Below are 21,407 nucleotides of genomic sequence, written 5' to 3'. Positions count from 1 at the left end.
TCACCGCATAGTAGCCAATTGCTAGCGCAAGCTCGGGCTTATGAGTATCCTGCCATTACCACATCGTCCCAGAAACTTACTGGGCCAGGAAGCGCAAAGGAATGGAGTCAAAACCAGATGTTCCAATCTAGGTTCGGCCTATTTGACGGGAAGTCTTGGGAGTCGCTTTTACAGCGAATTTTCAAGGATAGGCATGGAGGAGAAGGCTATTTCGAGATGCCTACTTCTCCAGGTGATTTTGGTATTGAAGGCTATGTAGCAAGCGGCATAGCATTTCAATGCTACTGCCCAGACAAACACTACAATCCCGATAGGCTGTATATCAAGCAGCGTAACAAAATCACCAAAGACATAAGCAAGTTAAAATTAAACGAAGCAGAACTAGTTTCACGCCTTGGTGGCACCCTGATTAAAAACTGGTGTTTTGTAACCCCAGAAATCTCAGACAACAAGTTACTAAAACACGCAAAGAATAAAGAAATAGAAGCCAGAAGCTGGAATCTATCGATCTTAAGCCCTGATTTCAGAATCGACCTACACACTGCTGAGCACTATGAAAAAGACATTCATAGTTTCCAAGCAATGCAGGGCAAGGCACTCCACATCCCAGGAATAACTCTCGACCTGCCGTTCCCAGACACTGAGAGCATTGATTACGAAGAAAACATCTTGCGGAAGACCATTGCCAGGGTCGCAGCTGGCTTTCGCAAGGTCGAGTTTGACATGGAGAACCCTGCTCACAAATCTAAAGTCGAGCGCTTATATTCATCCACCTTGGACGGCTTCCTTAGATATAACAAATTTCATGACGAACTGAATAAGGCATCTCCGCTAATATATCAAAAAGTAAAAAGATTACTTTCTGCTTTTCATCAACATGTCGCAGAATGGTCAGACACCCTTAACGCCACCCCGGACGTATTGACTGAAAAAATTCGCAGCGAGCTTACAGAACTCCTAATACGAGAAACAAGTCCATCCGTAGATTACGCACTAGCATCAAAGATTGTAGCCAATGAAATATCATACTGGCTGGGCGCTTGTCAGCTTGACTATAGCGAGTAACTAAAAATGGCCACACTAAAGTTTACATCGCGCCCCGCCCCGGTTCTAGCAGAACATAGGCCGTTGTACAAAATAGCCCAGTGTTTACTTATTATCGACACTTGCGGCCGAGCACAAAAATGCAGCCTATTAAAGCTACACCTAATCAACTGGGCCTTAAAAAAAGACTCCCGAATTGAGGACCTGAAGGCTGCAACGCAAAACAAGCAACTTTCGATACCGGTCTGGGGATTTGACCCAGCACTGGCTGTAGCCCTTCAAATAGCCTCAGAAGAAGACATTCTCAAATCAGATGAAACTGGGATTGTAATCCTGCCAGCAGGGCAAGAATTCTTATCAGAAATTGCCAGCGACCCAAAATTTCTATCAACTGAAAAGGCTCAACTAGACAAAATTGGTAAAAAACTTACAGAGAAAATGGTCGCAAAAACAGCCAGGGATTGGGAATAGAGCATGTACATCAAGTCTTTCTGCATAAACATCATCTGCTCAGGCGGGAATTTTGGGTTTTCTACAGACTTCCAAAAGGGACTGAATATCATTCGGGGCTCAAACTCCTCTGGGAAGAGCACTATTGTAAATTGCCTACTATACTCACTCGGAATGGAGGAGCTTGTAGGCGGCAAAGGGGAAGCCGCACTTTCCTATGCTGTCCGAGACTATGTAATTCATGACGAAAAGAAGCATGCAATATCAGAGTCTTATGTCACCATTGAGATTGAAAATCGCCAAGGAAGAGTCAGCACTATCAGACGATGGATCAAAAGCGCAAATCATAATACAAAATTGGCCGAGGTGTCAGAGGCAGCCTCCTCTGAGAGCGATACTAAGCAAGTAAGCTACAAATTCATCCACGACAACTACAGCGCCGTTTATAAAGAAGGATTCTTCACTTATCTTGAGAGCTTCCTTGGTCTTCAGCTGCCCAAGGTTCATGACTCTAACGGAAAGCAAGTAAAGCTGTACCTCCAGGCGATCTTCGCGGCGTTAGCTATAGAGCAAAAGCGCGGCTGGACAGACTACATCGCCAACATCCCCTACTACAGCGTGAGTAATGCTCGCGTACGAGTTGTAGAGTTTCTGCTCGGCCTAGGGGTGTTTGAGCAAGAATCGAAGCATATGGAGCTTGATCTGGAATCAGTCAAGCTTCATAACGACTGGACCTCAAAGCAGAAAGAGATCTCATCGCAAGCCTCTCTCCTTAGACTAAGCCTAACTGGACTATCAACACGCATAACATCTGACTTCGATCAGAACAAGGTTGAAGCATTACGGATAGCGGACGGCGAGCAATCTAACCTGTACACAACTATCGCCACACTGAAGAAAAAATACAGAGACCTAGATCTAGCAATAAATCCAGAGAACGGCTCAACTGGATCTCTAATTTCCGAAGAACTACAAAAGCAAACATCCGCAGTAACCAAACTAGCAGCCGACTATGAAACGTCTCTCAGCAACCTAACAATCTACAATTCAACTCTTAGCGCTCACATCCAAATCAAGCAACAAACCCAAGAAGAACTAACTCGAAACAAAACCACGAAAAAGCTAAGAGAATATGGCGCAAGCAAGCACATACATGCTGCAGAAGACTCTTGCCCAACATGTCATCAGCACATCGAAGACTCATTGGTGAGCATAAACCTCACCGGAACGGCGATGGATATTGACACTAACATCCACTACCTAGAAAGCCAAGCAAAGATGCTTGCCAAACAAGAAGCAGGCATTGAGTTAAAAATTCGCGACGCAGAAATAATATGCCGAAACCTTGCGGCACAGTTAGAAAAAGAGCGATCAATACTTAGCTCCTTGCGAAGAGATGCAACCAGAGGAAGCGCCGTCTCCCAAGCCGCCGTTAAAAAGCAAGTCTTGGTCGAGTGGGAGATCGAAAAACTAGAAGAATTCTCCGACCAACTCGAAGATGCCATTACAGTACTACATAAGCTCTCACTCGAGTTCAAGACCAACCAAAACAAGAGAAAAAATCTGCCCAAAGACCGGTATACGGATGAAGACAAGAAACGCATCCGACGATTTTCGCAGCACTTTCGCGGCAATGCAGGTGAATTCGATTATCTTAGCGCGGAAATTGAAGACATCGTCTTCAACGAAGACACCCTTCTACCTCAGCTATCTCGGTTAGAGCTTCGAGAAATTGTAGATTCTCCCAGCGATGCAAAAACCAAAGCACAGGCAGCGCGTAATGGAAACATGGCTCAAAACTCCAGCGCAAGTGATTTCGTGAGACTCATATGGAGCTACATCATGGCTCTCTATCAGACGGCTTCAAGTAGGGACATCCCGGGAAATCATCCCGGCTTTATCATGATGGATGAACCCGGACAACACTCGATGGCTACTAAAAGCCAGCAAGCACTTTTTCGGATGCTAGCAAATCAGACAAATTTCCAAGCCATCGTTGCAGCATCCTTCGATGACCTAGATGCGGTTTTTAAAGAATCTACCGAGGGCGTCAAGTTCAAATACATCCATCTCGAAGGCAAGTGCATCGCACCGCTATCGACAACTTGAGAAAACAGTAGAACTGCTGCAGTCCTTCACAACACTTTTCGGGCCGCAGCAGTCACTCACCAGTTTAATCCGTAACTAACCCTGCGCAGTTCAACGACCGGCAACTACAACTACGACGGTGCTATCTTCGCATAAACCTACGCCTTCTAACATATCTAAATCAAAGCCCCCCCCCGCCGAACCCCAAAATCCTTTAAATTGATGTTCCGCCAATCCTTTTGACTCATGCCAAATGCTGGCCAACTTATTACAGTGAGCCCCAGATACTCTTCTGGATCTTGCCATGAACCTCACCCCCTACTCACTGCTCATCTCTTTTTTTGTGACATTAGGTGTCGCGGCCCAAGATGTTCGCGAGCGATCGGATTTGGGTCTTGTACAGCGGCAGATCACTGCTATGGGGCAATTGGCCAATCGCGCAAGCAGCGGCTCAGTCGATACCGCTGGATCCCGTTATAGCTTTGATTACACAAGGTTTGCTGCGGACCTTGAGCTTGTTAATCAAGGCATCCACCGATACCTGTCACCCTCCCGCGCGCAACCGGCCGATCTGGTCGAGCTAGCCGGTGATTATCGTGCTGAAGCGCCCCAGCCGAGGCCTTCCAATGAGCATGACTGACGCTCAACTGAGTGCGTTCTCAGCCGTGGCCGGGTTTACCCCGCAGCTCAGTTCGGTGCTGTGGCGCTCATCGGTGCTGGTGCTCGCATTGCTCTGGTGCACCTGGGCACTGTGGGCCGGCTACCGCGGCTGGGCGGCCGGAAACCTCAATTTTGGTGCGCTAGGCGGCAGCACGCTGCGCCTAGCCCTCGCCCTGATCGTGCTGATGTTTTTCATGCTGTCGTAACCCGGAGACCGTGCCATGAAACTCTCCCACTATTGCCAACGCCCGCTCCCTCTGGCGCGGGACATCTGTTCAAAAGCCCTGTGCAGCGGTCTGGTTTTGCTGAGTTCGACGTTCGCCAGGGCTGACCTGCCGACTATGGAGGCACCCTCCCGGGGTGAAGGTTCGGGCCTGATCGACACCATCAAAAACTACGCCTACGACGGTGGCATCCTGCTCGGCCTGCTGATCGCCACCCTCGCTTTCCTGGGCGTGGCCTGGCATTCGCTCACCGTCTACGCCGACGTACAGAACCAGCGTAAGACCTGGAAGGACCTCGGCGCCGTAGTCGGCGTCGGCGCGCTGCTGGTGGTGGTGATTCTGTGGTTCCTCACCAAAGCCGCGACGATTCTGTGAGGTCAACATGTCCGACGCCCCTGCCACTCTGCCTGACGGCACACTGACCTTCCTGCCGGAGCGTCTCAACCGTGACCCGGCCGTCCTGCGCGGCCTCACCAACGACGAGATGTGGGTCGCCCTGATCGTCGGTGCCGCGCTGGGCGTGATCCTCGGAGCGCCGCTGGCGGTGACCACCGCCTCCATCGCGACTCTCCCTACCTGCATGTTCTTGTGCATGGCGTTGGTGTTGCTTGGCGGCGGCAAGCTGCTGCGCCGGGCCAAGCGTGCCCGCCCCGAAACCTGGTTGTACCGGCGACTGCAGTGGCACGTGGCGGTGCATTGGGGCATCGGTTCGCACCAACTGATCCTGCATTCGGGGCCGTGGGCCGTGCGCCGGACTCGCCGGCATAGGAGGACCTTCCCATGAGCCGCTTCCGCAACAAGGTGGATGCGCAGCAAGCGCATATTTTCAGCCTGCGCCTGGCCGCGGCCATCCTGGCGCTGCTGTGCGGCGGGCTGTGGTACGGCTGGCAGGCCGCGCCCTCCGAGCTCACCATTCACGTACCACCGGATCTGCGCTCAGGCAGCACGCGCAAGTGGTGGGATGTGCCGCCCGAGAATATCTACGCCTTCGCCCTGTACATCTTCGGCCAGCTCAACCGCTGGCCCACCGACGGTGAGGTCGATTACCACCGCGCCATCTTTGCCCTGCAGCCCTACCTGACACCTGCCTGCAAGACGTTCTTCGACGGTGACTTCGAATATCGCAAGGCCGCCGGCGAGCTGCGTGGCCGGGTGCGCGGGGTGTATGAGGTGCTGGGCCGCGGTTACAGCGACGACCCCGACTTGCGGGTGAAGCAGCTGGATAAGCACAGCTGGCTGGTCAAGCTCGACCTCAATGCCGACGAGTACTACGCCGCCGAGCCGGTGAAACGCGTAGTGGTGCGCTATCCGCTGCGCGTGGTGCGCTTCGACGTCGATCCCGAGCGCAACAAATGGGGCCTGGCGCTGGACTGCTACGAAGGCACACCGCAGAAGCTGACACTGCCGGGAGGTGCGTGATGATGCGTGTCTTGATCCTGATTCTGGTGATGGTCAGCGGCTGGTGTTCAGCAGTCGGCGCCGTGGAGGTCAAATACTGGGAACGCTTGCCCTTGGTCGTTCCGCTCACGGTGGGCCAAGAGCGGGTCCTGATGCTCGATGAAGACGTTCGCGTTGGACTGCCCAGTGCGATCGCCAGCAAGCTGCGCGTGCAATCCGTCGCGGGTACGGTGTATCTGCGTGCCGCCGAAGCGCTCCCCACTACCCGGCTGCAGCTGCAGTCGGTGAAGACGGGCGACATCATCCTGATCGATATCGAGGCGCTTGAGGGCAGCGAGGCGCTGGAACCGGTCAAGATCGTGACCCAGATCCAGGCGCCGGATGCGAAGACTGAGAAGGATGCAGCCCCCTCGGCGACGCCGGTACCGGTGGTGCTTACCCGTTATGCTGCACAGAACCTCTATGCACCTCTGCGTACCGTGGCGCCTTTGCCTGGCGTGCGGCGTGTGCCGCTGACCGATTCCATCGCGTTCAGCACCTTGCTGCCGACCGAGCGGGTTTCGATCAAGGCGCTTGCTGCGTGGCGGTTGGGCGACTACTGGGTAACGGCGGTAAAGATCGTGAACCGCGGCCCCGGCAAGGTCGCGCTGGACCCGCGTCACCTGCAGGCCACGCTGTACGCCGCGACGTTCCAACACGCTGATCTCGGCCTCGCCGGTACGCCTGAAGACACCACCGTGGCCTACCTCGTCACCCGCGGAAGCGACCTGAAGCACGCCATGCTGTTGCCCCCGCCAACGACGGAGGCTGCCGATCATGAAAGCTAATGGCCTGCTGAAGTTCCTGGTACCCGGAGTCCTGCTCGGCATCGTACTGATCATCGGCAAATCCTGGATGGCCGCGCCGGACGGCCAGCTCACTCGCGATCCGGACAAAACCACGCTCAGCGCGGAACAGGCCAAGGCCCTGGGCATCGCGGGCGACACTCCTCGCGACACCGTGGCCACCCTGATCGGCCAGGTCAAGGCGATGCGCAGTGAGATGCAGACGCTGAAGAAAGGCAACGATGCCCTGCAAACCGAGAACAACCGACTGCGCTCGCGCGAAGGCAATGTCGACACGCGCATCCAGAGCACTTTGAACAGCGTCACCCAGCAGGTCACCGAGCAGCGCCAGCAGGCCAACGATGCCCGGCAGAAGGCCGAACAGCAGCACCGCGAAACCCAGGGCCTGCTGTCCAGGCTCAAGGACCAGCTCACCAACAAGCCGGCCTCCAAGTCCGATCTCCCCGCAGGCTTTGGCCTTGAGCCGGGCGACGAGCAACAGTTTTCGGGTGCGCAATCGGCGGCTGACGCAGTGCAGTGGATCGAGCCGTCGAATGCGCGCACCGGGCAGGAGGGCATTGGGAAGGCCGACGGTCCATTGTCATCGCTGACGTCGACCTTCAAGGACCTGCACGGCCTGGACAACAACGCCATTGATCGAGGCCAGGACCGTTTGCGTGCCGTCGCCAAAGGCGAGCGTGATCTGGAGAACACTCAGTACCGCGCCGAGGGCGCCAAGCCCGTCTACACAATCCCTGAAAACTCGACGTTGATGGGCTCGATTGCCATGACCGCGCTGATTGGCCGCGTCCCGGTGGACGGCACCGTGAATGACCCGTATCCGTTCAAGGTACTGGTGGGCCCGGACAACCTCACCGCCAACGGCATCGACCTGCCAGACGTGGTCGGAGCGGTCATGAGCGGCACCGCCGCCGGCGACTGGACGTTGTCCTGCGTGCGCGGCCAGGTTGAATCCATCACCTTTGTCTTCAGCGACGGGACTGTTCGCACGGTGCCACAGCCGCAGAAGGTCGTCAGCCGCAATCGCAGCAGCACCCAAACCTCCGATACCGAGAAAATCCGCGGCGGGCTGGGCTACATCTCCGATCCCTACGGCATTCCCTGCATTTCTGGGGAGCGCCGCTCCAATGCCCAGCAATACCTGGGCAGCCAGAGCCTGATCACCGCAGCCGGTGCCGGCTTCGCTGCAGCAATGGGCAGCGAGCAAACCAACACCTCGTTCATCAACTCGGCCGGCGGCAGCCTGGGCTTGACCCAGAACAGCGGCAACAGCGCGCTGAACTCAGTCATCAGCGGTGGCATTGGCGATATCCGTGAGTGGATCAACAAGCTCTATGGCGAAGCCTTTGCCGCCATCTACGTGCCGCCCGGGGCCAAGGTGGCGCTGCACCTGGATCACGAGATCAGCATCGACTACGAGCCGAAAGGCCGGAGAGTGAACCATGAAAGCCCATCTGTTTCGGTACTGGATCTGGATTAGTCTGCTGCTCGCCCTGCACCTGAGCGGCTGCTCCACCAGCAAGGAGGAAATGCTGCCCCACGGTGATCAAACCATGCTGGACATCTGGAACGGCGGGGGCTCCGTCGGTTCCCAGCAGCAGTTGCAGGAAGCGCGTGGCGAACTGCGCCGTCCGGTGCTCGACCCTGAGCGCCTGATAGGCAACCAAAGCGCTTACACGCGCACTGCAGCCAACGAGATCCGCGCGCAGTTCCCGCGACTGCCCAACCCTGACCTGGTCATGTACGTGTACCCGCACCTGGCCGGTACCCAGCAGACCCCGGTGCCAGGCTACTCGACCGTGTTCCCGCTGTACGAGAAGGTCCAGTACGCGCTGCCCGGCGAACGCCTGGACGATCTGTGATGGCCGATGACCCGAGTTACGACCCGCCGCGCTGGAAGCCCTGGCGCGCTGCACAGCGCCGGCGCGCGACGCTTGCCGACGAGTCCGCCCAGTATGCGCACAATCCCAGCTTTACCGATCACCTGCCCTGGGTCGAATATCTCGAGGACGAGCAGTGTTTTCTGCTCGACGACAACCGCTCCGTGGGCGCGGTGTTCGAGCTGCAGCCGATCGGGACCGAGGGCCGTGAGCCCGAGTGGCTGATGGCGGCCCGCGACGCCCTGGAAGATGCGCTGCAGGACAGCTTCGACGAGCTCGACCAGGCGCCCTGGGTGGTGCAGTTTTTCTGCCAGGACGACAGTGACTTTGCCCCGTACCTCGAACGCCTGGAGCGCTACATCGCGCCAAGGGCTCTCGGCACACCGTTTACCCAAGCCTTCCTCGCTTCGATGCAGCGTCACCTCGACGCCCTTGCTAAACCGGGAGGGCTGTTCGACGACCATGTCGTGTCCCACCTGCCCTGGCGCGGCAGCAATCGGCGGATTCGTCTGGTGGTCTACCGCTGGCTCGGGGACCAGGGTGAGGAAGACGGGCAGAGCCCGTCTCAGCTGCTGAGCCGCACCTGCGACCGCCTGATGGCCTCGCTGCAGGCCTGCGGGGTCAGCCCTCGACGGTTGACCGGACGCGACTTCTACGCCTGGTTGCTGCCCTGGTTCAACCCTTCCCCAGCCCTCACTGACGAATCTCCCGCGGCGTTCTATCGACGCGTGCCCTATCCGGAGACGGACGACGGCGAGGAGCTGCCGCTGCCATTCGACCACGATTTTGCTGAGCGGCTGTTCTTCCAGGAACCCCGCTCCGATAGTGAACAGGGCGTATGGTACTTCGATCAACAGCCACACGCCGTGATGGTGGTCGACAAGCTGCGCAGGCCACCGCATATCGGCCAGCTGACCGGCGAAACGCGTAAAGGCGAGGCGTTGAACGCCTTGTTCGATCAGTTGCCCGAGCAGGCGGTCATGAGCCTGACCCTGGTGATCACGCCTCAGGATGTACTCGAGGAGCATCTCAACCGTCTGGCGCGCAAAGCCATCGGCGAAAACCTCGCCTCAACCCAGACCCGCCAGGACGTGGAGGAAGCACGCGCGCTGATTGGGCGCCAGCACAAGCTGTACCGCGGCACGCTGGCGTTGTACCTGCGCGGTGCGGATGAACAGCAGCTGCGCCAGCGCTCGATTCAGGCCGCCAACGTACTGCTCGGCGCCGGCCTGCAGCCGGTGCGCGAGGGCGATGAAGTGGCGGCGTGCAACAGCTACCTGCGCTGGCTGCCGATGGTCTACAACCCGGCCCGCGACACGCGCAACTGGTACACCCGACTGTTGTTTACCCAGCATGTCGCCAACCTGCTGCCGCTTTGGGGCCGCAGCATCGGTACCGGCAACCCGGGCATCACGTTCTTCAACCGTGGGGGTGCACCGCTGTCGTTTGACCCGTTGTCACGTTTCGACCGCTCCATGAATGGCCACCTGCTGTTGTTCGGCCCGACCGGCGCTGGCAAGTCGGCTACCTTGGTTTCGATCCTGATGCAGGTCATGGCCGTGTACCGGCCGCGGCTGTTCATCGTTGAAGCGGGCAACTCCTTTGGCCTGCAGGGCGACTACTTCGCCACGCTCGGATTGTCCGTCAACAAGGTGCAGCTCAAACCCGGCAGTGGCTTGAGCCTGGCACCGTTCGCCGATGCCCGTCGGCTGATCGAGCACCCGGATCAGGTCGCCAGCCTGTCGACCGAAGACCTAGATGAAACGGCGCCGGACAGTGATGAGCAGCGCGACGTATTGGGAGAGTTGGAGATCACCGCACGGCTGATGATCACCGGTGGTGAGGCCAAGGAAGAGGCGCGCCTGACCCGCGCAGACCGCAGCCTGATCCGCGAGTGCATCCTTGATGCCGCCCAGCACTGCGCAGCGACCGAACAACAGGTGCTGACGCGGCATGTCCGCGATGCCCTGCGCCAAGTCGCCAGCGACGCCCATTTGCCTGACAAACGCCGGGAGCGCGCCCAGGAGATGGGCGAGTCCATCGACCTGTTTTGCCAAGGTTTCGAGGGCGCCCTGTTTGACCGGCCCGGCACGCCCTGGCCAGAGAGCGATGTGACGATTGTCGACCTCGCCACCTACGCCCGCGAGGGTTACGAAGCGCAGATGTCGATCAGCTACATCAGCCTGATGAACACGGTGAACAACATCGCCGAACGCGACCAGTACCTCGGGCGGCCGATCATCATGGTCACCGACGAAGGCCACATCATCACCAAGAACCCGTTGCTCGCACCCTTTGTGGTCAAGGGCACGAAGATGTGGCGCAAGCTGGGCGCCTGGTTTTGGCTGGCGACGCAGAATCTGGCCGACTTCCCCGACGCGGCGCAGACCATGCTCAACATGATCGAGTGGTGGATCTGCCTGAACATGCCGCCGGCGGAAATCGAGGAAATCGCCCGCTTCAAGAAACTCACGCCGGCGCAAAAGACGCTGCTGCTCTCCGCGAGCAAGGCCTCGGGGAAGTACACCGAGGGCGTAGTTCTGTCGAAGAACCTGGAGACGCTGTTCCGCGCGGTGCCACCGAGCCTGTACCTCGCTCTGGCCATGACCGAGCCCGAGGAAAAAGCCCAGCGCTGGCGATTGATGGAGGAGCACCAGCAGTCCGAGCTGGAGGCCGCCCTGCAGGTCGCGGCCGACATCGATTGCCTGCGCGGCATGTTGTGACCGATACCGCCAGGACTGTTCGCAACCCCTTTGTTCAGCAAATAATCGACAAGAGCACATTTGTACTCTTTCGCTTATTTGCCTGACTCGCTCACCTCAATCAGCCGCCAGACGAAACCGATCTACCTGGGCTCAGTTTGTCTCCCCTCCTCCAGTGCCGGATCCGGGATGCTGAAACTTGGCGCATGGATGCACACCGCTGCCACCTGCCGAGCGTTGCCCATGAACGTGACCGCCTCCATCCGCTGCAGATTACCGAAGCCCAGGAAGACTGACCGACGCCGTGCGCTCACTGCGGCGGTTCTGCTCATCGCCACCGAGCAGTGCCTGGCACTGACCACCCCGACCATCATCGCTTCGGTCACTTCGCTGCAGTGCCTGGAGTACCGGGTCGTCGGTATCTGCTACTGGCTGCTCTGCACGCCGTTCGGCTGCACGGTGCGCACCTCGCCAAAGATCCGTCACTTCATTCCCGAGCTGGTGGTGTCGAGTTACGCCGACACTGGCGGCAACCCTTGGAGCGAGATGTCGGCACTGTCGACACCGACGTCAGCATCCCAAGGAGGTGGCAACCTGATCACGCCTTCCCCGCAGCGCGATAACCTGCCACGGTTCAAGAATGTCGATGGCATCGGGCATCCCGGCGGCGCTGCCCTGACAGCCTTGGCGCACTCGTTCGGCTATGCGTGCCCGAGCGGTGCCGTGCCGTTTGCACCCTATTACCTCAGCACGCTCGACCCGCTGGCGTGGCGCCAGGCCATTCCCGAATCTGTCTACCCGCAAGCACTGGTGCCGGGCATGCGCGAGATCGGCAGCCAGGCACTTGGCGACATGTGGGGTAGCGTCTACCCACGTCACGGTTTTCTGGTGCAGCCCGACGATTTCAAGGCCGGTGCCGTGATGGCGCAGCGCGCCAGCGACTTCATCACTCGCGTTGGCCAGCCGCACGTCTATCGGCCGCTGCAGCCGATGCCAGCGCCTGGCTACTGGCCGCCGCAGCCGGTGATTGAGAACAACGTCAACAACCACCGCTGGCAATTGCTCACGCCGGTGATCCAAAGCACCTGCGCCATCTTCCCCAGCCCAGCGATCCAGAGCGCCGACGGTGCCTATGCCTGGTCGCTGTGGCGGCCCTACCGCTGCTGCCAGCGCATGGGCCAGACCTTCCTGTTCAGCATCGATTTTGACGGAGGCCAATGATGAAGACCTACTTCCTCGGATTTCTGTGCTTCCTCGTCTATGCCGTGGGCCACGCCGCCGAGAACGGCTACCACCTTGGTGACCAGGCTCAGGTGCTGGACGACCGGGTGATGTACACAATCGGCGGCGGTTCAGCGGCAGGAGCGCCCTCCTCGCTCTACCGACCCAATGGCCTTGGCGTGGGCATGTCTTGGCGCGCCAACATGATGTGCGGAAACATGAACCTCTCGAACACCCTGCAGAACCAGCTCAATGGCGCCACCCAGGGTTTCCAGCAAATCATGGGCAACGTCATCCAGAACGCCACGCAGGCCGTCATGTCGCTGCCGGCGATGATCATCCAGCGGGCCAACCCCGGGTTGTACGAGCTGCTGAGCAATGGTGTTCTGCAGGGACGGATCGACTTCGACCGCTCCAAGCTCACCTGCCAGGCAATGGCGGCGAAGATGGCCGACAAGGTCGACCAGGCCGGCTGGGGCGCGCTGGCGCAGAACCAGGAGATGCAGCACAACCTCGAGCAGTCCGGCGGTGATGCCGTTACGGCGGTGAAGGACACCGAATCCAACAACGGCAATAACGGCGTCAGTTGGGTCGGTGGGCAAAAAGCCGGTGGCAACGGCCAGCAACCCATCCGGGTGACGTCGGACGTGGTCAAAGCCGGCTACAACCTGCTGCACAACCGGGCGATCGAGGATCCCTCGGCTCTTGGTTCGGCTTGCCAGAATGGCGCAATCTGCCAAGCCTGGTCGAGCCCCGAGGAAGCCTCCGAGTGGGCGACGCGTGTGCTCGGGGAAACCGAGGTTCAGACCTGCGACGATTGCGAGACGCTGCGCATAACTGCCGGTACCGGGCTGTCGCCGCTGATCCAGGAAACCTACACGGAAAATCTTGAAGGCTTGCAACGCATGGTCTCAGGCGCCGAGCAGCCGACACCGGAGAACCTAGGCAAGGTCTCCAGCCCATTGTTGCAGGTCTCCCGCGGTGTCATCGAGGGGCTACGCGACGACCCCGACCAGAACCTGCTGGCCCGACGCCTGGCCAGCGAGACCGCGCTATCGAGTGTGATCTACAAAGCGATGCTGTTACAGCGCACGCTGTTTGCCGGCAGCCACGAACCCAACGTGGCCTCAGCGCAGCCCGCCACCAGTGCCCTCAACAGCAACGTCGAAACCCTCGAGCGCGAGATCCGCCTGCTGCAAACCGAGCTGCAGGTACGCCAGGCGCTGGCCACCAATACCGCCAGCCTGGTCCTCGATCGCCACGCCGGCGGCGCCGACGCCTCGCGTAGCATCGATCGGCGCGATCCGGAGCCGGACCGACTGCGCCGGGCCGAACAGGAGAGGAGCACGCCATGATCTCATTATCGGTAAGGTTCACGCTCGCACGTGTACTGCTGGTGCTCGGTGTCATGCTGGGCATCTTGATGATTGCTTGGATGGCGCTGCACCTGTCCGTGACCCAGTTGAATTGGCTCGAACCTGCACGAGTGACAACGCCTTACTTCGCGTGCTGGCGCGCGCTCTTGTACACCCTGATGTTCGCCGGTTGGGCCGCAGCGTTGCGCAGACGACCCACGCCTGCAGATCAGCAACGGCTGAAGCGCCTGGGCTTGATCGGCTTCTGCTCGATCATCCTGGTCGAACTGTCTCGTATGTGAGGTGCAGCCATGAACATGAGCACCAACAGCTACCTCGAGTATTACCTTTCGCTGCTGGCCTGGATCATCAATAACGGCATCTGGAACACGCTGGCGGACACCGGGCTGTTCGCCGCTCCGTTCGGCGCGATCATCCTGCAGGAATGGCTGTCGGCCCGCCAACAGGGTGCCGACGAGGGCAACAAGGGGCTGTTATCGATCCCTCGCGTCGAGAACAGGCTGTGGATGAGCTACGTGGTCATACTGTTTGGCTGCATGCCGTTCTTTCCGCTCAACCTGTCCTCCGTGAGCTTTGACGATGCGGCGAGCCAGCGCTGTGGGGTTTCCATGGCCAAACCAGCGGACACGGCTTGGGGCACAACTTTCAACACCATCGGCGAGAAATCCGCGAACGTGCCCGTGTGGTGGTTCCTGGTGCATGCCATGAGCAAAGGCATCACCGCCGCGGCGACCGCATCGATCCCGTGTGCACCCGACATCCGTGCAATGCGGATGGAGATCGACAGCTCGCGGATCAACGACCAGGTGCTGCTGCAGGAAGTTGCCGACTTCACCCGGGACTGCTACGGCTTTTCGCGCTCACGGCTCTTTACCAATCGGCCCGATTTGGACGAATCCCAGAGCTACGACGCGTCCTGGATCGGCTCGATCTACCTACTCAAAACACCGGGCTACTACGATACCGATCGCTCGCGAATGCCCAGGGTCGATTGGCCATACGACGAGACGAGAGACACCTCGCTGCCCCAGCTCGACAACGGTGCTGGTTATCCCACCTGCAAGCAGTGGTGGAGCGATGGCACCATCGGATTACGTGATCGTTTGGTGGCCGAGGTCGATCCATCGCTGATGTCGCAGTTGCGGGGCTGGCTGACTGGGCGCACCACCACCGAGATCGAAGACGCTACCTTGCGCGAGCTGGTGAGCCCGCGGCAACAGTCATTGAGTATGGCACCCGGGCAAGTGTTCCAGGACTACGGCAGCAGTGCTCGGGGCGGTTCACTGACGCAAGGGCTCAACAACCTAGCCACTAACACCGGCCTGGCCCTGGGTTCTTTCAGCAATTTCCCAGCGATGAATGCCTTACGTGCAGCCTTACCCATGGTTCAAGCCTTCCTGATCATGGGCACGATCATCAGCTTGCCACTGGTGCTGCTGATCAGCACCTACCAGCTCAAGGCGCTCATGACGATCACGTTCGCGCTGTTCACCCTGCACATGCTGACGTTCTGGTGGGAGCTTGCGCGCTGGGTCGATTCGAGCATGCTGGAAACGCTATACAACCAAGTCTCAGCCACAGACCAGGCACTGTTGTCGTTGCCGACGGCAGGCTTCATGGACGGAACAGTCACCGCGCAGGTAATCGAGTACGTCATGGGGGCAATGTTCATTGTATTGCCTGCATTGTTCGTGGGCACTTTAAGCTGGGCAGGTTATGCCGTGGGTAACGGGATCCAGAGTATGTTGGCAAGTGGCGGTAAGAATGCAACCGACGCTGCAAGCAAAGGCACAGCGCAATTGACTAGTGCCGGCAAAAAATCAATCAGGTGACTTAAAGTCACCTATGTAATGGCCGTTGCTATCATAATCGCCAATATAGAGGTCAGCACCCAGAGAGTCTGGGACTGATTCTTCTCGACTCGCCAATGGTTCGCCGTTCTCCCACCAGCTTCGAACCAAAGCAACTGCCAGGCTGGTGATGATCAGCAGAGCAAAGGCGAGAGCTACTGCAGCAAGGCCAATCAAGCAAAGTAGTCTAACAGCTGCCGTAACCCAAAATTTTCTATGCGGTAATTGAGTCGAACTTTGAGCGCTTACTAATTTGGATGCCAAATTTCGCCAGGCTGTTCCAAGGCTAGAACCTAAAAGGCCCGGAACTGAATGAGGACGGATTTTGGTACTCATGTTACACCTCCACAGGCCGGTAGCCCGTTGGATCCAAGATTCAAGTTTACTCCTTTCAGTCCCGCGAACAGTACCGCTCATCGTTCAGCAGCGGACTGAAACATCGCCATGGAACTATGCGGACACGGATCCTGACTCTGCACCTGCCCCGCCGTTGACCACAGCCAGCCGGCCTGATATTGAGTAAGTGCAATCGCTGGTTATCCAGCATCCCAGGTAGCCGTAACCTTTGAGGCTACGTCACGTTTGTGATGGTTATCCCCAAATGCGATTCGCGTTCGGCAGCTCGCATGGTCACCGTTCCCCGGTGATGAACGCCTTCCAATCCCCCCATAGCTCATTGAGCCGGCGTCTTCGACGCCCCCAAACCCAATCCATATCAGTGCTGGGAATTCTCCCGCATGGGTGGCATTCCTCCGCACCTTCTGGAGGATCTCATCATGCTGCGTTTCACAGGTACTGAACTTCACGCCGTATTGGCAGAGGCCGGCATCAACGGTTGCAGAGTGATATTGGTCAAAGACCACGGCGTCTACCTCATGTCAGAGGTTGGCGAAAGCAAACCAGATGGCGGTGGACGTAAACGCGTGGCCTATGCCACCGGTTGCAACCCTGCCGTCGACGACTTCGACACTTGGTGGAGTCGCGCTCGCGATGAATTCGGCGGCGATGATTTTACTGAGTACTTTGACGTCGATGATCCCGTTCTAGCCAGCCTTCGCGGCACTGCAGGATCGCTGGTGGTGGAGGCCACCTCTACCCATCTGTACCTGGCCGTCGAGGTTGATCCTGCGGGAAAACCTTGAACGTAAAAGCGAGCACTTCGCGCTTCCCGAGAGGCACCTAGCGGGCCTTTCGGGAGGCTTTACACACTACATTCAGGCTGAGTGGAGATCGCCGCTGGTCAGGAATTCGAGGCCGATAGTCTTCCTTGGAACGCCCTGGATATAGCCGTTCAAAAGAGGTCAGAATCCGAGATTGACCCCACGTTCAGGCGCGTTTTAATGGACAAACGCTCCCTGCTCGGCGGGTTGATCGGATCGGGCAAATCCACACCGAACCTCAGAAAGGTGACGCGGAACCTGCTAACCGGAGGCCACCATGTCTAGAATGAACCACCTCTCCACTGCCATTGTGCTGAGCCCAGGTGTCTGGCGGCAGTTCATTGAACCTGCCACAGGCGAGGAGCCGGTTGAACAGTCCGCACTTCGCTTGGCAGAACTACTCAATAGCGCGCTGACCTCTGCACCGCTTGCCTTGCACCGTCCCGTAGCACTGCAGTTCGACCTGCAGAGCAACGGCACGTCAGAAATTGCCCACCTGCCGCAGCTTCAACTGGCTCGTGTCATACCACGCAGCGGTCCGGCTTTTTTGCTGGTCCGACTGCCTGATGAGAGCGCGGTAGACATCGCCGCCCTCTGACCCACTCAGCACCGTCGCAGCCTCCTCTACCCCCACCGGGAACCCTTCCCGGCCGGGCAGCGTTCCCCCCTTCACGACCGGAGAACGCCATGTCCGATATCTACCTGGACGTCACCAACAAGATCGTCAGTGCCCTGAGCCAAGGCGTAATCCCTTGGATCAAACCCTGGACCACCGCAGGTTCGAGCGCTGACTCTCCATTTCCCATCAACGCCATTACCCGGCGGCCCTACGCCGGCATCAACGTTCCACTGTTGTGGGCTGAGGCCCGCCTGCGAGGGTTCACCCAGGATCGCTGGCTGACCTTCAATCAGGCACGCAAGGCTGGCGGCCATGTGCGCAAGGGCGAGCAATCCACCCTCGCGGTGCTATACAAACCGTTGAGCAAGGAGGCGCATGATGAGGACGGCCAGGTCGTTCGCGATGAACAGGGCAACATCAAATTGGTGCAGTTCGCGATCCTGCGCACGCACTGCCTGTTCAACATTGAGCAGACCGAAGGCTTGCCTGACGAGGAGCCAGCCTCCACCGAGCACACTGAGCCGGCGACCTTCATCAATCATGAACCGGCCGAGCAACTGCTGATCGCCAGCGGGGCGCGCATCGAGCATCGCTACAGCGATGACGCGTTCTATCAGCCGATCCGTGATCTGATCCAACTGCCTACGAAGGCGCAGTTCGAAGACGTCGGCAGCTACTATGCAACGGCTCTGCATGAGCTGACACACTGGTCGGGCCACCGGTCGCGTCTGAACCGTGAAGGTATCACCGGCGGGCATGCATTCGGCTCTACGGCGTATGCCTTCGAGGAGCTGGTCGCAGAAATGGGCGCCGCGTTTCTCTGCGCACTCACCGGTACCACAGGTGAGTTGCGTCACGAGGAATACCTGGCGTCCTGGCTGAAGATACTCAAGGAAGACAAACGAGCCATTTTCCGCGCCAGTGGTCAGGCCCGGGAAGCCTCTGAGTACCTGTTGGCCTTGCAGTCCGATCAAGCCACGGATACACCCACACGCCTCACCGTGTGATTTCACACCCAGTAAAAAGGCCCCTAACCGGTGCCTTTGTTTTGTCTGCAGCGCGACTTTTACTGCTGTCAGTAAGTCAGTGATTACTGCACCCAGCTCTCAACGGTGTCCGAGCCGTGCTCCTGCTTCCACTGTTTGAGGATCTTGTGGTTGCCGCCCTTGGTCTCCACAATCTCACCGCTCTGCGGATGCTTGTAGCGCTTCACCTCGCGAGGCTTACGCTGACTGCTGCTGGACGCACTCGCGGTCGGTACGCTCAGGCCCTTGGCTGGATCCAGAATACTAATTACCTGGCGCAGGCCCATGCCGTACTCTTCCAGTAACGCTTTGAGTTTCTGTTCAAACTCGATTTCCTGCTTCAAACCGGAGTCGTTTTTCATGGCATCCAGCTGTTGCAGCTGCGCGGCCAGTTGCGCTTCCAGCGCTTTGAATTCGGCAAGTTTGGACATGAATAATCTTCCTAGGCGTGGGACAAGTGCTGGAATAATAACTGAGACTGCGGATTTAGCCGAGGGTTTACTTAAAGCGCACGCGCTCTTGCAAGGTGCCGGTTAAAACGACCTCGTTTGGGAGCTCAATCAGGCAAGTGCTGACACAGGTGCGCCACAAGTTTCCGCGGATTTGCGCTGTTTCCAATCTTGAACACGATATCGCGCTGGCTGCGGGGCAGCTTTTTCGCACAGCGCTTGGCTGCAGATCGGATGGCCGCATCCGTGCCATGAATCCGATCAGCCAATAACACGACCAATACCGCATCACTCAACGTCATCAGCGCCCCAGCTCTAGAAATCATGCCGGGCAGTCTACGCCCTGAACAAAGGGACGGCTATTCCGAGCGGCCGCCGATCCCGATGGACCTGGCTTCGAATTATCACACGCGTGAAAAGGGCCAAGGCGGTAAAGGGTAACGGCGGCAATGGAAGGGGCGCAAGGGTAAGAGCTCTATCCGAAAAGGCAAAAGGACCTCCCGAACGAACAGCAGGTCATGCGATGAAACGCTGGTGGTTAACATTTAAAAAAGGTGAGGCGGCAGAGCCCACCCCCACTCCCATCGCCGAGGGCTTCATGCTCCCCCAGTCGGCCGAATCTCTACTTGCCGCCGATCACCGGAGAAAGCTGCTCGAACGCATCTGGCAGTACACGGCCCTCTCCGAAGCGCAGTTTGATCGACTCTACCTCGAGCCCATCCGCCGCTACGCCAGCTTCGTACAGCAACTCCCGGCAAGCGAAAGCCATCATCACGCCTATCCCGGGGGCATGCTCGATCACGGGTTGGAGCTGGTGACCTGCAGCTTGAAGCTACGCCAATCCTATCTACTTCCCAGCGGTGCTGCACCGGAAGACCAGGCAGCCCAAGCCGATGCCTGGAGCGCCGCGATTGCCTACGGTGCCCTGCTCCATGACATCGGCAAAATCGCCGTCGATTTGCAGGTGGAGTACCAAAGCGGAGAGCACTGGCACCCCTGGCACGGTCCTATAAACCAGCCCTACCGTTTCCGCTACAACCCCGACCGCGATTACAAGCTGCACGGCGCCGCGGCCGGGCTGCTCTACACGCAGCTCTTGCCGCCAGCCCTGCTCGACTGGCTCAGCGATTCCCCCGATTTGTGGGGCCAATTGCTGTTCCTGCTCGCCGACCACTACGAGCACGCTGGCACACTCGGGGAATTGGTGCTGCAAGCTGACCGGGTGTCCACCGCGCAAAACATCGGTGGTAATCCCGCGAAGGCCTTGCAGGCGCCCAAGCACTCGCTGCAGCATCATCTGCTGACAGGTCTGCGCCACTTGGTCAAGAACGAGCTCAAGCTCAACCAGCCCGGCGCGGCCGGCTGGCTCACCGAAGACCACCTGTGGCTGGTCAGCAAGACCACTACCGACAGGCTGCGGGCGCATCTGCTGGCTCAGGCTGTAGACGGTATCCCATCGTCCAACATCGCCTTGTTCGATGAGCTGCAGTCCCATGGATTGGTGGAAGCGTCACCGGAAGGCAAGGCGGTTTGGATCGCCACTGTCACGGACGGCGACTGGCAGCATCGCTTCACGTTCCTCCGCCTGCAACCCAGCCTGATTTGGGCCAACGAACCCCGGCCACTCAGCTTCAGCGGCACGGTTGAGCCGATGATGGAGCATCCCCTGCCGTCGAGTGAAACCAGCGAGTCAGCAGTGGATCGACCGCAATCAGTGCCAGACAGAGTACAGGCCTCGCCCGAGCACCCGAATCAGGATTCCGACTATCTCGACGATTTGATGGACTTGTTGGAGGAGCCTGACGAAATCGAGAATGAAACAAGCATTGTAAGCCCCCAATCTGCCACTGCCTCCCCCCAGGATGCCTTGGGGCTTGCCTTTCTCGAGTGGCTGCGCGAAGGACTCCATACGCATCGCTTAGTGATCAACGACCGTAAGGCAAAGCTGCACACCGTGGACGGAACTCTTTTTCTGGTCACGCCCGGTATTTTTCAACGCTTCGCCGCCGAACACCCAGAGTTGGTCAAACCAGACCCTCAAAGCGAGGCCTGGCGGCACCTCCAACGTCAATTTGAGAAGCTGCATGTACATTTGAAGACGCCCAATGGCCGGAACATTTGGACATGCAGAGTTAGAGGCCCCCGTAGCGCCAGCTCGTTGAATGGCTACTTGCTAAGCGACCCCAGGGCAATTTTAGGAGAGCCTCCTGGCAACAACCCTTTTTTAACGTTGCTGCCTATGGCGTCTGAAAGTTGATCGTTCTGATTAGGACTCGTCTGCGATTCTGGCCAGACTCGCGCGTCCCTAAAAGCCTATGGGTCTCAGCAAGGCAGCCCACGTTATCGGACGTGGGCTACTGGCTCACGTTTCTGACCTCCAGCGCCCGTGCACGCAGCTCGCTGTTCAGAATGTGGT

The 21,407-nt window shown here is 58.4% G+C and carries 23 protein-coding genes; 20 read left to right on the top strand and 3 right to left on the bottom strand.

Annotated features, from left to right (window positions below; all coding sequences use genetic code 11):
* The first annotated feature begins 216 nt into the window (after positions 1-216).
* The 16 genes from ACI2KK_RS15835 (at position 217) to ACI2KK_RS15760 (ending at position 15,720) form a co-directional block, all read left to right on the top strand.
* Entirely contained in the window at positions 217-1,065 is an 849-nt protein-coding gene (locus tag ACI2KK_RS15835) for a hypothetical protein (protein WP_404669587.1), read from the top strand.
* A 6-nt stretch (positions 1,066-1,071) separates the two neighbouring features.
* Positions 1,072-1,515, top strand: a complete 444-nt coding sequence (locus ACI2KK_RS15830) for a hypothetical protein (protein ID WP_138031821.1) — start codon at positions 1,072-1,074, stop codon at positions 1,513-1,515.
* 3 nt (positions 1,516-1,518) lie between these two features.
* The gene (locus ACI2KK_RS15825) at positions 1,519-3,603 is read left to right on the top strand and encodes an AAA family ATPase (RefSeq protein ID WP_404669586.1); all 2,085 of its coding nucleotides are present in this window, start codon (positions 1,519-1,521) and stop codon (positions 3,601-3,603) included.
* A gap of 283 nt (positions 3,604-3,886) precedes the next feature.
* Positions 3,887-4,222, top strand: a complete 336-nt coding sequence (locus ACI2KK_RS15820) for an RAQPRD family integrative conjugative element protein (protein WP_400620046.1) — start codon at positions 3,887-3,889, stop codon at positions 4,220-4,222.
* Positions 4,209-4,448 (top strand): TIGR03758 family integrating conjugative element protein, encoded by a 240-nt coding sequence (locus ACI2KK_RS15815; RefSeq protein WP_404669585.1) that lies wholly within the window; start codon positions 4,209-4,211, stop codon positions 4,446-4,448. Before ACI2KK_RS15820 ends, ACI2KK_RS15815 begins: the two co-directional genes overlap by 14 nt.
* A 15-nt stretch (positions 4,449-4,463) precedes the next feature.
* Positions 4,464-4,841 (top strand): TIGR03745 family integrating conjugative element membrane protein, encoded by a 378-nt coding sequence (locus ACI2KK_RS15810; RefSeq protein ID WP_400620040.1) that lies wholly within the window; start codon positions 4,464-4,466, stop codon positions 4,839-4,841.
* A 7-nt stretch (positions 4,842-4,848) separates the two neighbouring features.
* Positions 4,849-5,250, top strand: coding sequence for a TIGR03750 family conjugal transfer protein (locus tag ACI2KK_RS15805; RefSeq protein WP_400620037.1), 402 nt, complete (start codon positions 4,849-4,851; stop codon positions 5,248-5,250).
* Positions 5,247-5,885, top strand: a complete 639-nt coding sequence (locus ACI2KK_RS15800) for a PFL_4703 family integrating conjugative element protein (protein ID WP_400620034.1) — start codon at positions 5,247-5,249, stop codon at positions 5,883-5,885. The genes ACI2KK_RS15805 and ACI2KK_RS15800 overlap by 4 nt, the downstream gene beginning before the upstream one ends.
* Positions 5,885-6,691, top strand: a complete 807-nt coding sequence (locus tag ACI2KK_RS15795) for a TIGR03749 family integrating conjugative element protein (protein ID WP_400620031.1) — start codon at positions 5,885-5,887, stop codon at positions 6,689-6,691. Before ACI2KK_RS15800 ends, ACI2KK_RS15795 begins: the two co-directional genes overlap by 1 nt.
* Positions 6,681-8,189, top strand: coding sequence for a TIGR03752 family integrating conjugative element protein (locus ACI2KK_RS15790; protein WP_400620028.1), 1,509 nt, complete (start codon positions 6,681-6,683; stop codon positions 8,187-8,189). Before ACI2KK_RS15795 ends, ACI2KK_RS15790 begins: the two co-directional genes overlap by 11 nt.
* Positions 8,152-8,571 (top strand): TIGR03751 family conjugal transfer lipoprotein, encoded by a 420-nt coding sequence (locus tag ACI2KK_RS15785; RefSeq protein WP_400620025.1) that lies wholly within the window; start codon positions 8,152-8,154, stop codon positions 8,569-8,571. Before ACI2KK_RS15790 ends, ACI2KK_RS15785 begins: the two co-directional genes overlap by 38 nt.
* Complete coding sequence (locus tag ACI2KK_RS15780) at positions 8,571-11,312, top strand: conjugative transfer ATPase (RefSeq protein ID WP_404669584.1); 2,742 nt, start codon at positions 8,571-8,573, stop codon at positions 11,310-11,312. The genes ACI2KK_RS15785 and ACI2KK_RS15780 overlap by 1 nt, the downstream gene beginning before the upstream one ends.
* A gap of 222 nt (positions 11,313-11,534) precedes the next feature.
* Positions 11,535-12,512 (top strand): TIGR03756 family integrating conjugative element protein, encoded by a 978-nt coding sequence (locus ACI2KK_RS15775; protein WP_400620019.1) that lies wholly within the window; start codon positions 11,535-11,537, stop codon positions 12,510-12,512.
* A complete protein-coding gene (locus tag ACI2KK_RS15770; RefSeq protein ID WP_400620016.1) occupies positions 12,512-13,867 on the top strand; it encodes an integrating conjugative element protein in 1,356 nt (451 codons plus the stop codon). Before ACI2KK_RS15775 ends, ACI2KK_RS15770 begins: the two co-directional genes overlap by 1 nt.
* Entirely contained in the window at positions 13,864-14,169 is a 306-nt protein-coding gene (locus ACI2KK_RS15765) for a hypothetical protein (RefSeq protein ID WP_400620013.1), read from the top strand. Before ACI2KK_RS15770 ends, ACI2KK_RS15765 begins: the two co-directional genes overlap by 4 nt.
* 9 nt (positions 14,170-14,178) lie before the next feature.
* Positions 14,179-15,720 carry a conjugal transfer protein TraG N-terminal domain-containing protein gene (locus ACI2KK_RS15760; RefSeq protein ID WP_404669583.1) on the top strand — a complete coding sequence of 514 codons (1,542 nt, stop codon included), beginning with the start codon at positions 14,179-14,181 and terminating at the stop codon, positions 15,718-15,720.
* Here ACI2KK_RS15760 and ACI2KK_RS15755 read toward each other — a convergent pair.
* Positions 15,709-16,074: a hypothetical protein gene (locus ACI2KK_RS15755; protein WP_400620007.1), complete on the bottom strand. Its 366-nt coding sequence runs from the start codon at positions 16,072-16,074 to the stop codon at positions 15,709-15,711. The genes ACI2KK_RS15760 and ACI2KK_RS15755 overlap by 12 nt on opposite strands.
* Positions 16,075-16,514: 440 nt before the next feature.
* Between ACI2KK_RS15755 and ACI2KK_RS15750 the strand changes: the two genes are divergently transcribed.
* The 3 genes from ACI2KK_RS15750 (at position 16,515) to ACI2KK_RS15740 (ending at position 18,524) form a co-directional block, all read left to right on the top strand.
* Positions 16,515-16,880: a DUF3085 domain-containing protein gene (locus ACI2KK_RS15750; protein ID WP_400620004.1), complete on the top strand. Its 366-nt coding sequence runs from the start codon at positions 16,515-16,517 to the stop codon at positions 16,878-16,880.
* A gap of 295 nt (positions 16,881-17,175) precedes the next feature.
* Entirely contained in the window at positions 17,176-17,496 is a 321-nt protein-coding gene (locus tag ACI2KK_RS15745; protein WP_400620001.1) for a hypothetical protein, read from the top strand.
* 89 nt (positions 17,497-17,585) lie between these two features.
* Positions 17,586-18,524 (top strand): ArdC family protein, encoded by a 939-nt coding sequence (locus ACI2KK_RS15740; RefSeq protein ID WP_400619998.1) that lies wholly within the window; start codon positions 17,586-17,588, stop codon positions 18,522-18,524.
* A gap of 83 nt (positions 18,525-18,607) precedes the next feature.
* On the opposite strand, the gene ACI2KK_RS15735 is transcribed toward ACI2KK_RS15740, so the two are convergent.
* Together ACI2KK_RS15735 and ACI2KK_RS15730 are read right to left on the bottom strand one after the other, a co-directional pair.
* The gene (locus ACI2KK_RS15735) at positions 18,608-18,973 is read right to left on the bottom strand and encodes a histone-like nucleoid-structuring protein, MvaT/MvaU family (RefSeq protein ID WP_404669582.1); all 366 of its coding nucleotides are present in this window, start codon (positions 18,971-18,973) and stop codon (positions 18,608-18,610) included.
* Between the two features lie 125 nt (positions 18,974-19,098).
* Positions 19,099-19,293, bottom strand: a complete 195-nt coding sequence (locus ACI2KK_RS15730; protein WP_279840644.1) for a hypothetical protein — start codon at positions 19,291-19,293, stop codon at positions 19,099-19,101.
* Positions 19,294-19,514: 221 nt separating this feature from the next.
* Here ACI2KK_RS15730 and mobH point away from each other — a divergent pair, with 221 nt between their 5' ends.
* Positions 19,515-21,248 (top strand): MobH family relaxase, encoded by a 1,734-nt coding sequence (gene mobH / locus ACI2KK_RS15725; protein ID WP_400619991.1) that lies wholly within the window; start codon positions 19,515-19,517, stop codon positions 21,246-21,248.
* Positions 21,249-21,407: the final 159 nt, after the last annotated feature.

Source organism: Pseudomonas sp. NPDC089406, from assembly GCF_044900265.1.
Classification (GTDB): Bacteria; Pseudomonadota; Gammaproteobacteria; order Pseudomonadales; family Pseudomonadaceae; genus Aquipseudomonas; species Aquipseudomonas fakonensis.
The sequence above is the reverse complement of the archived record's forward strand: the minus strand, read 5'-3'. Positions and strand labels throughout refer to the sequence as shown.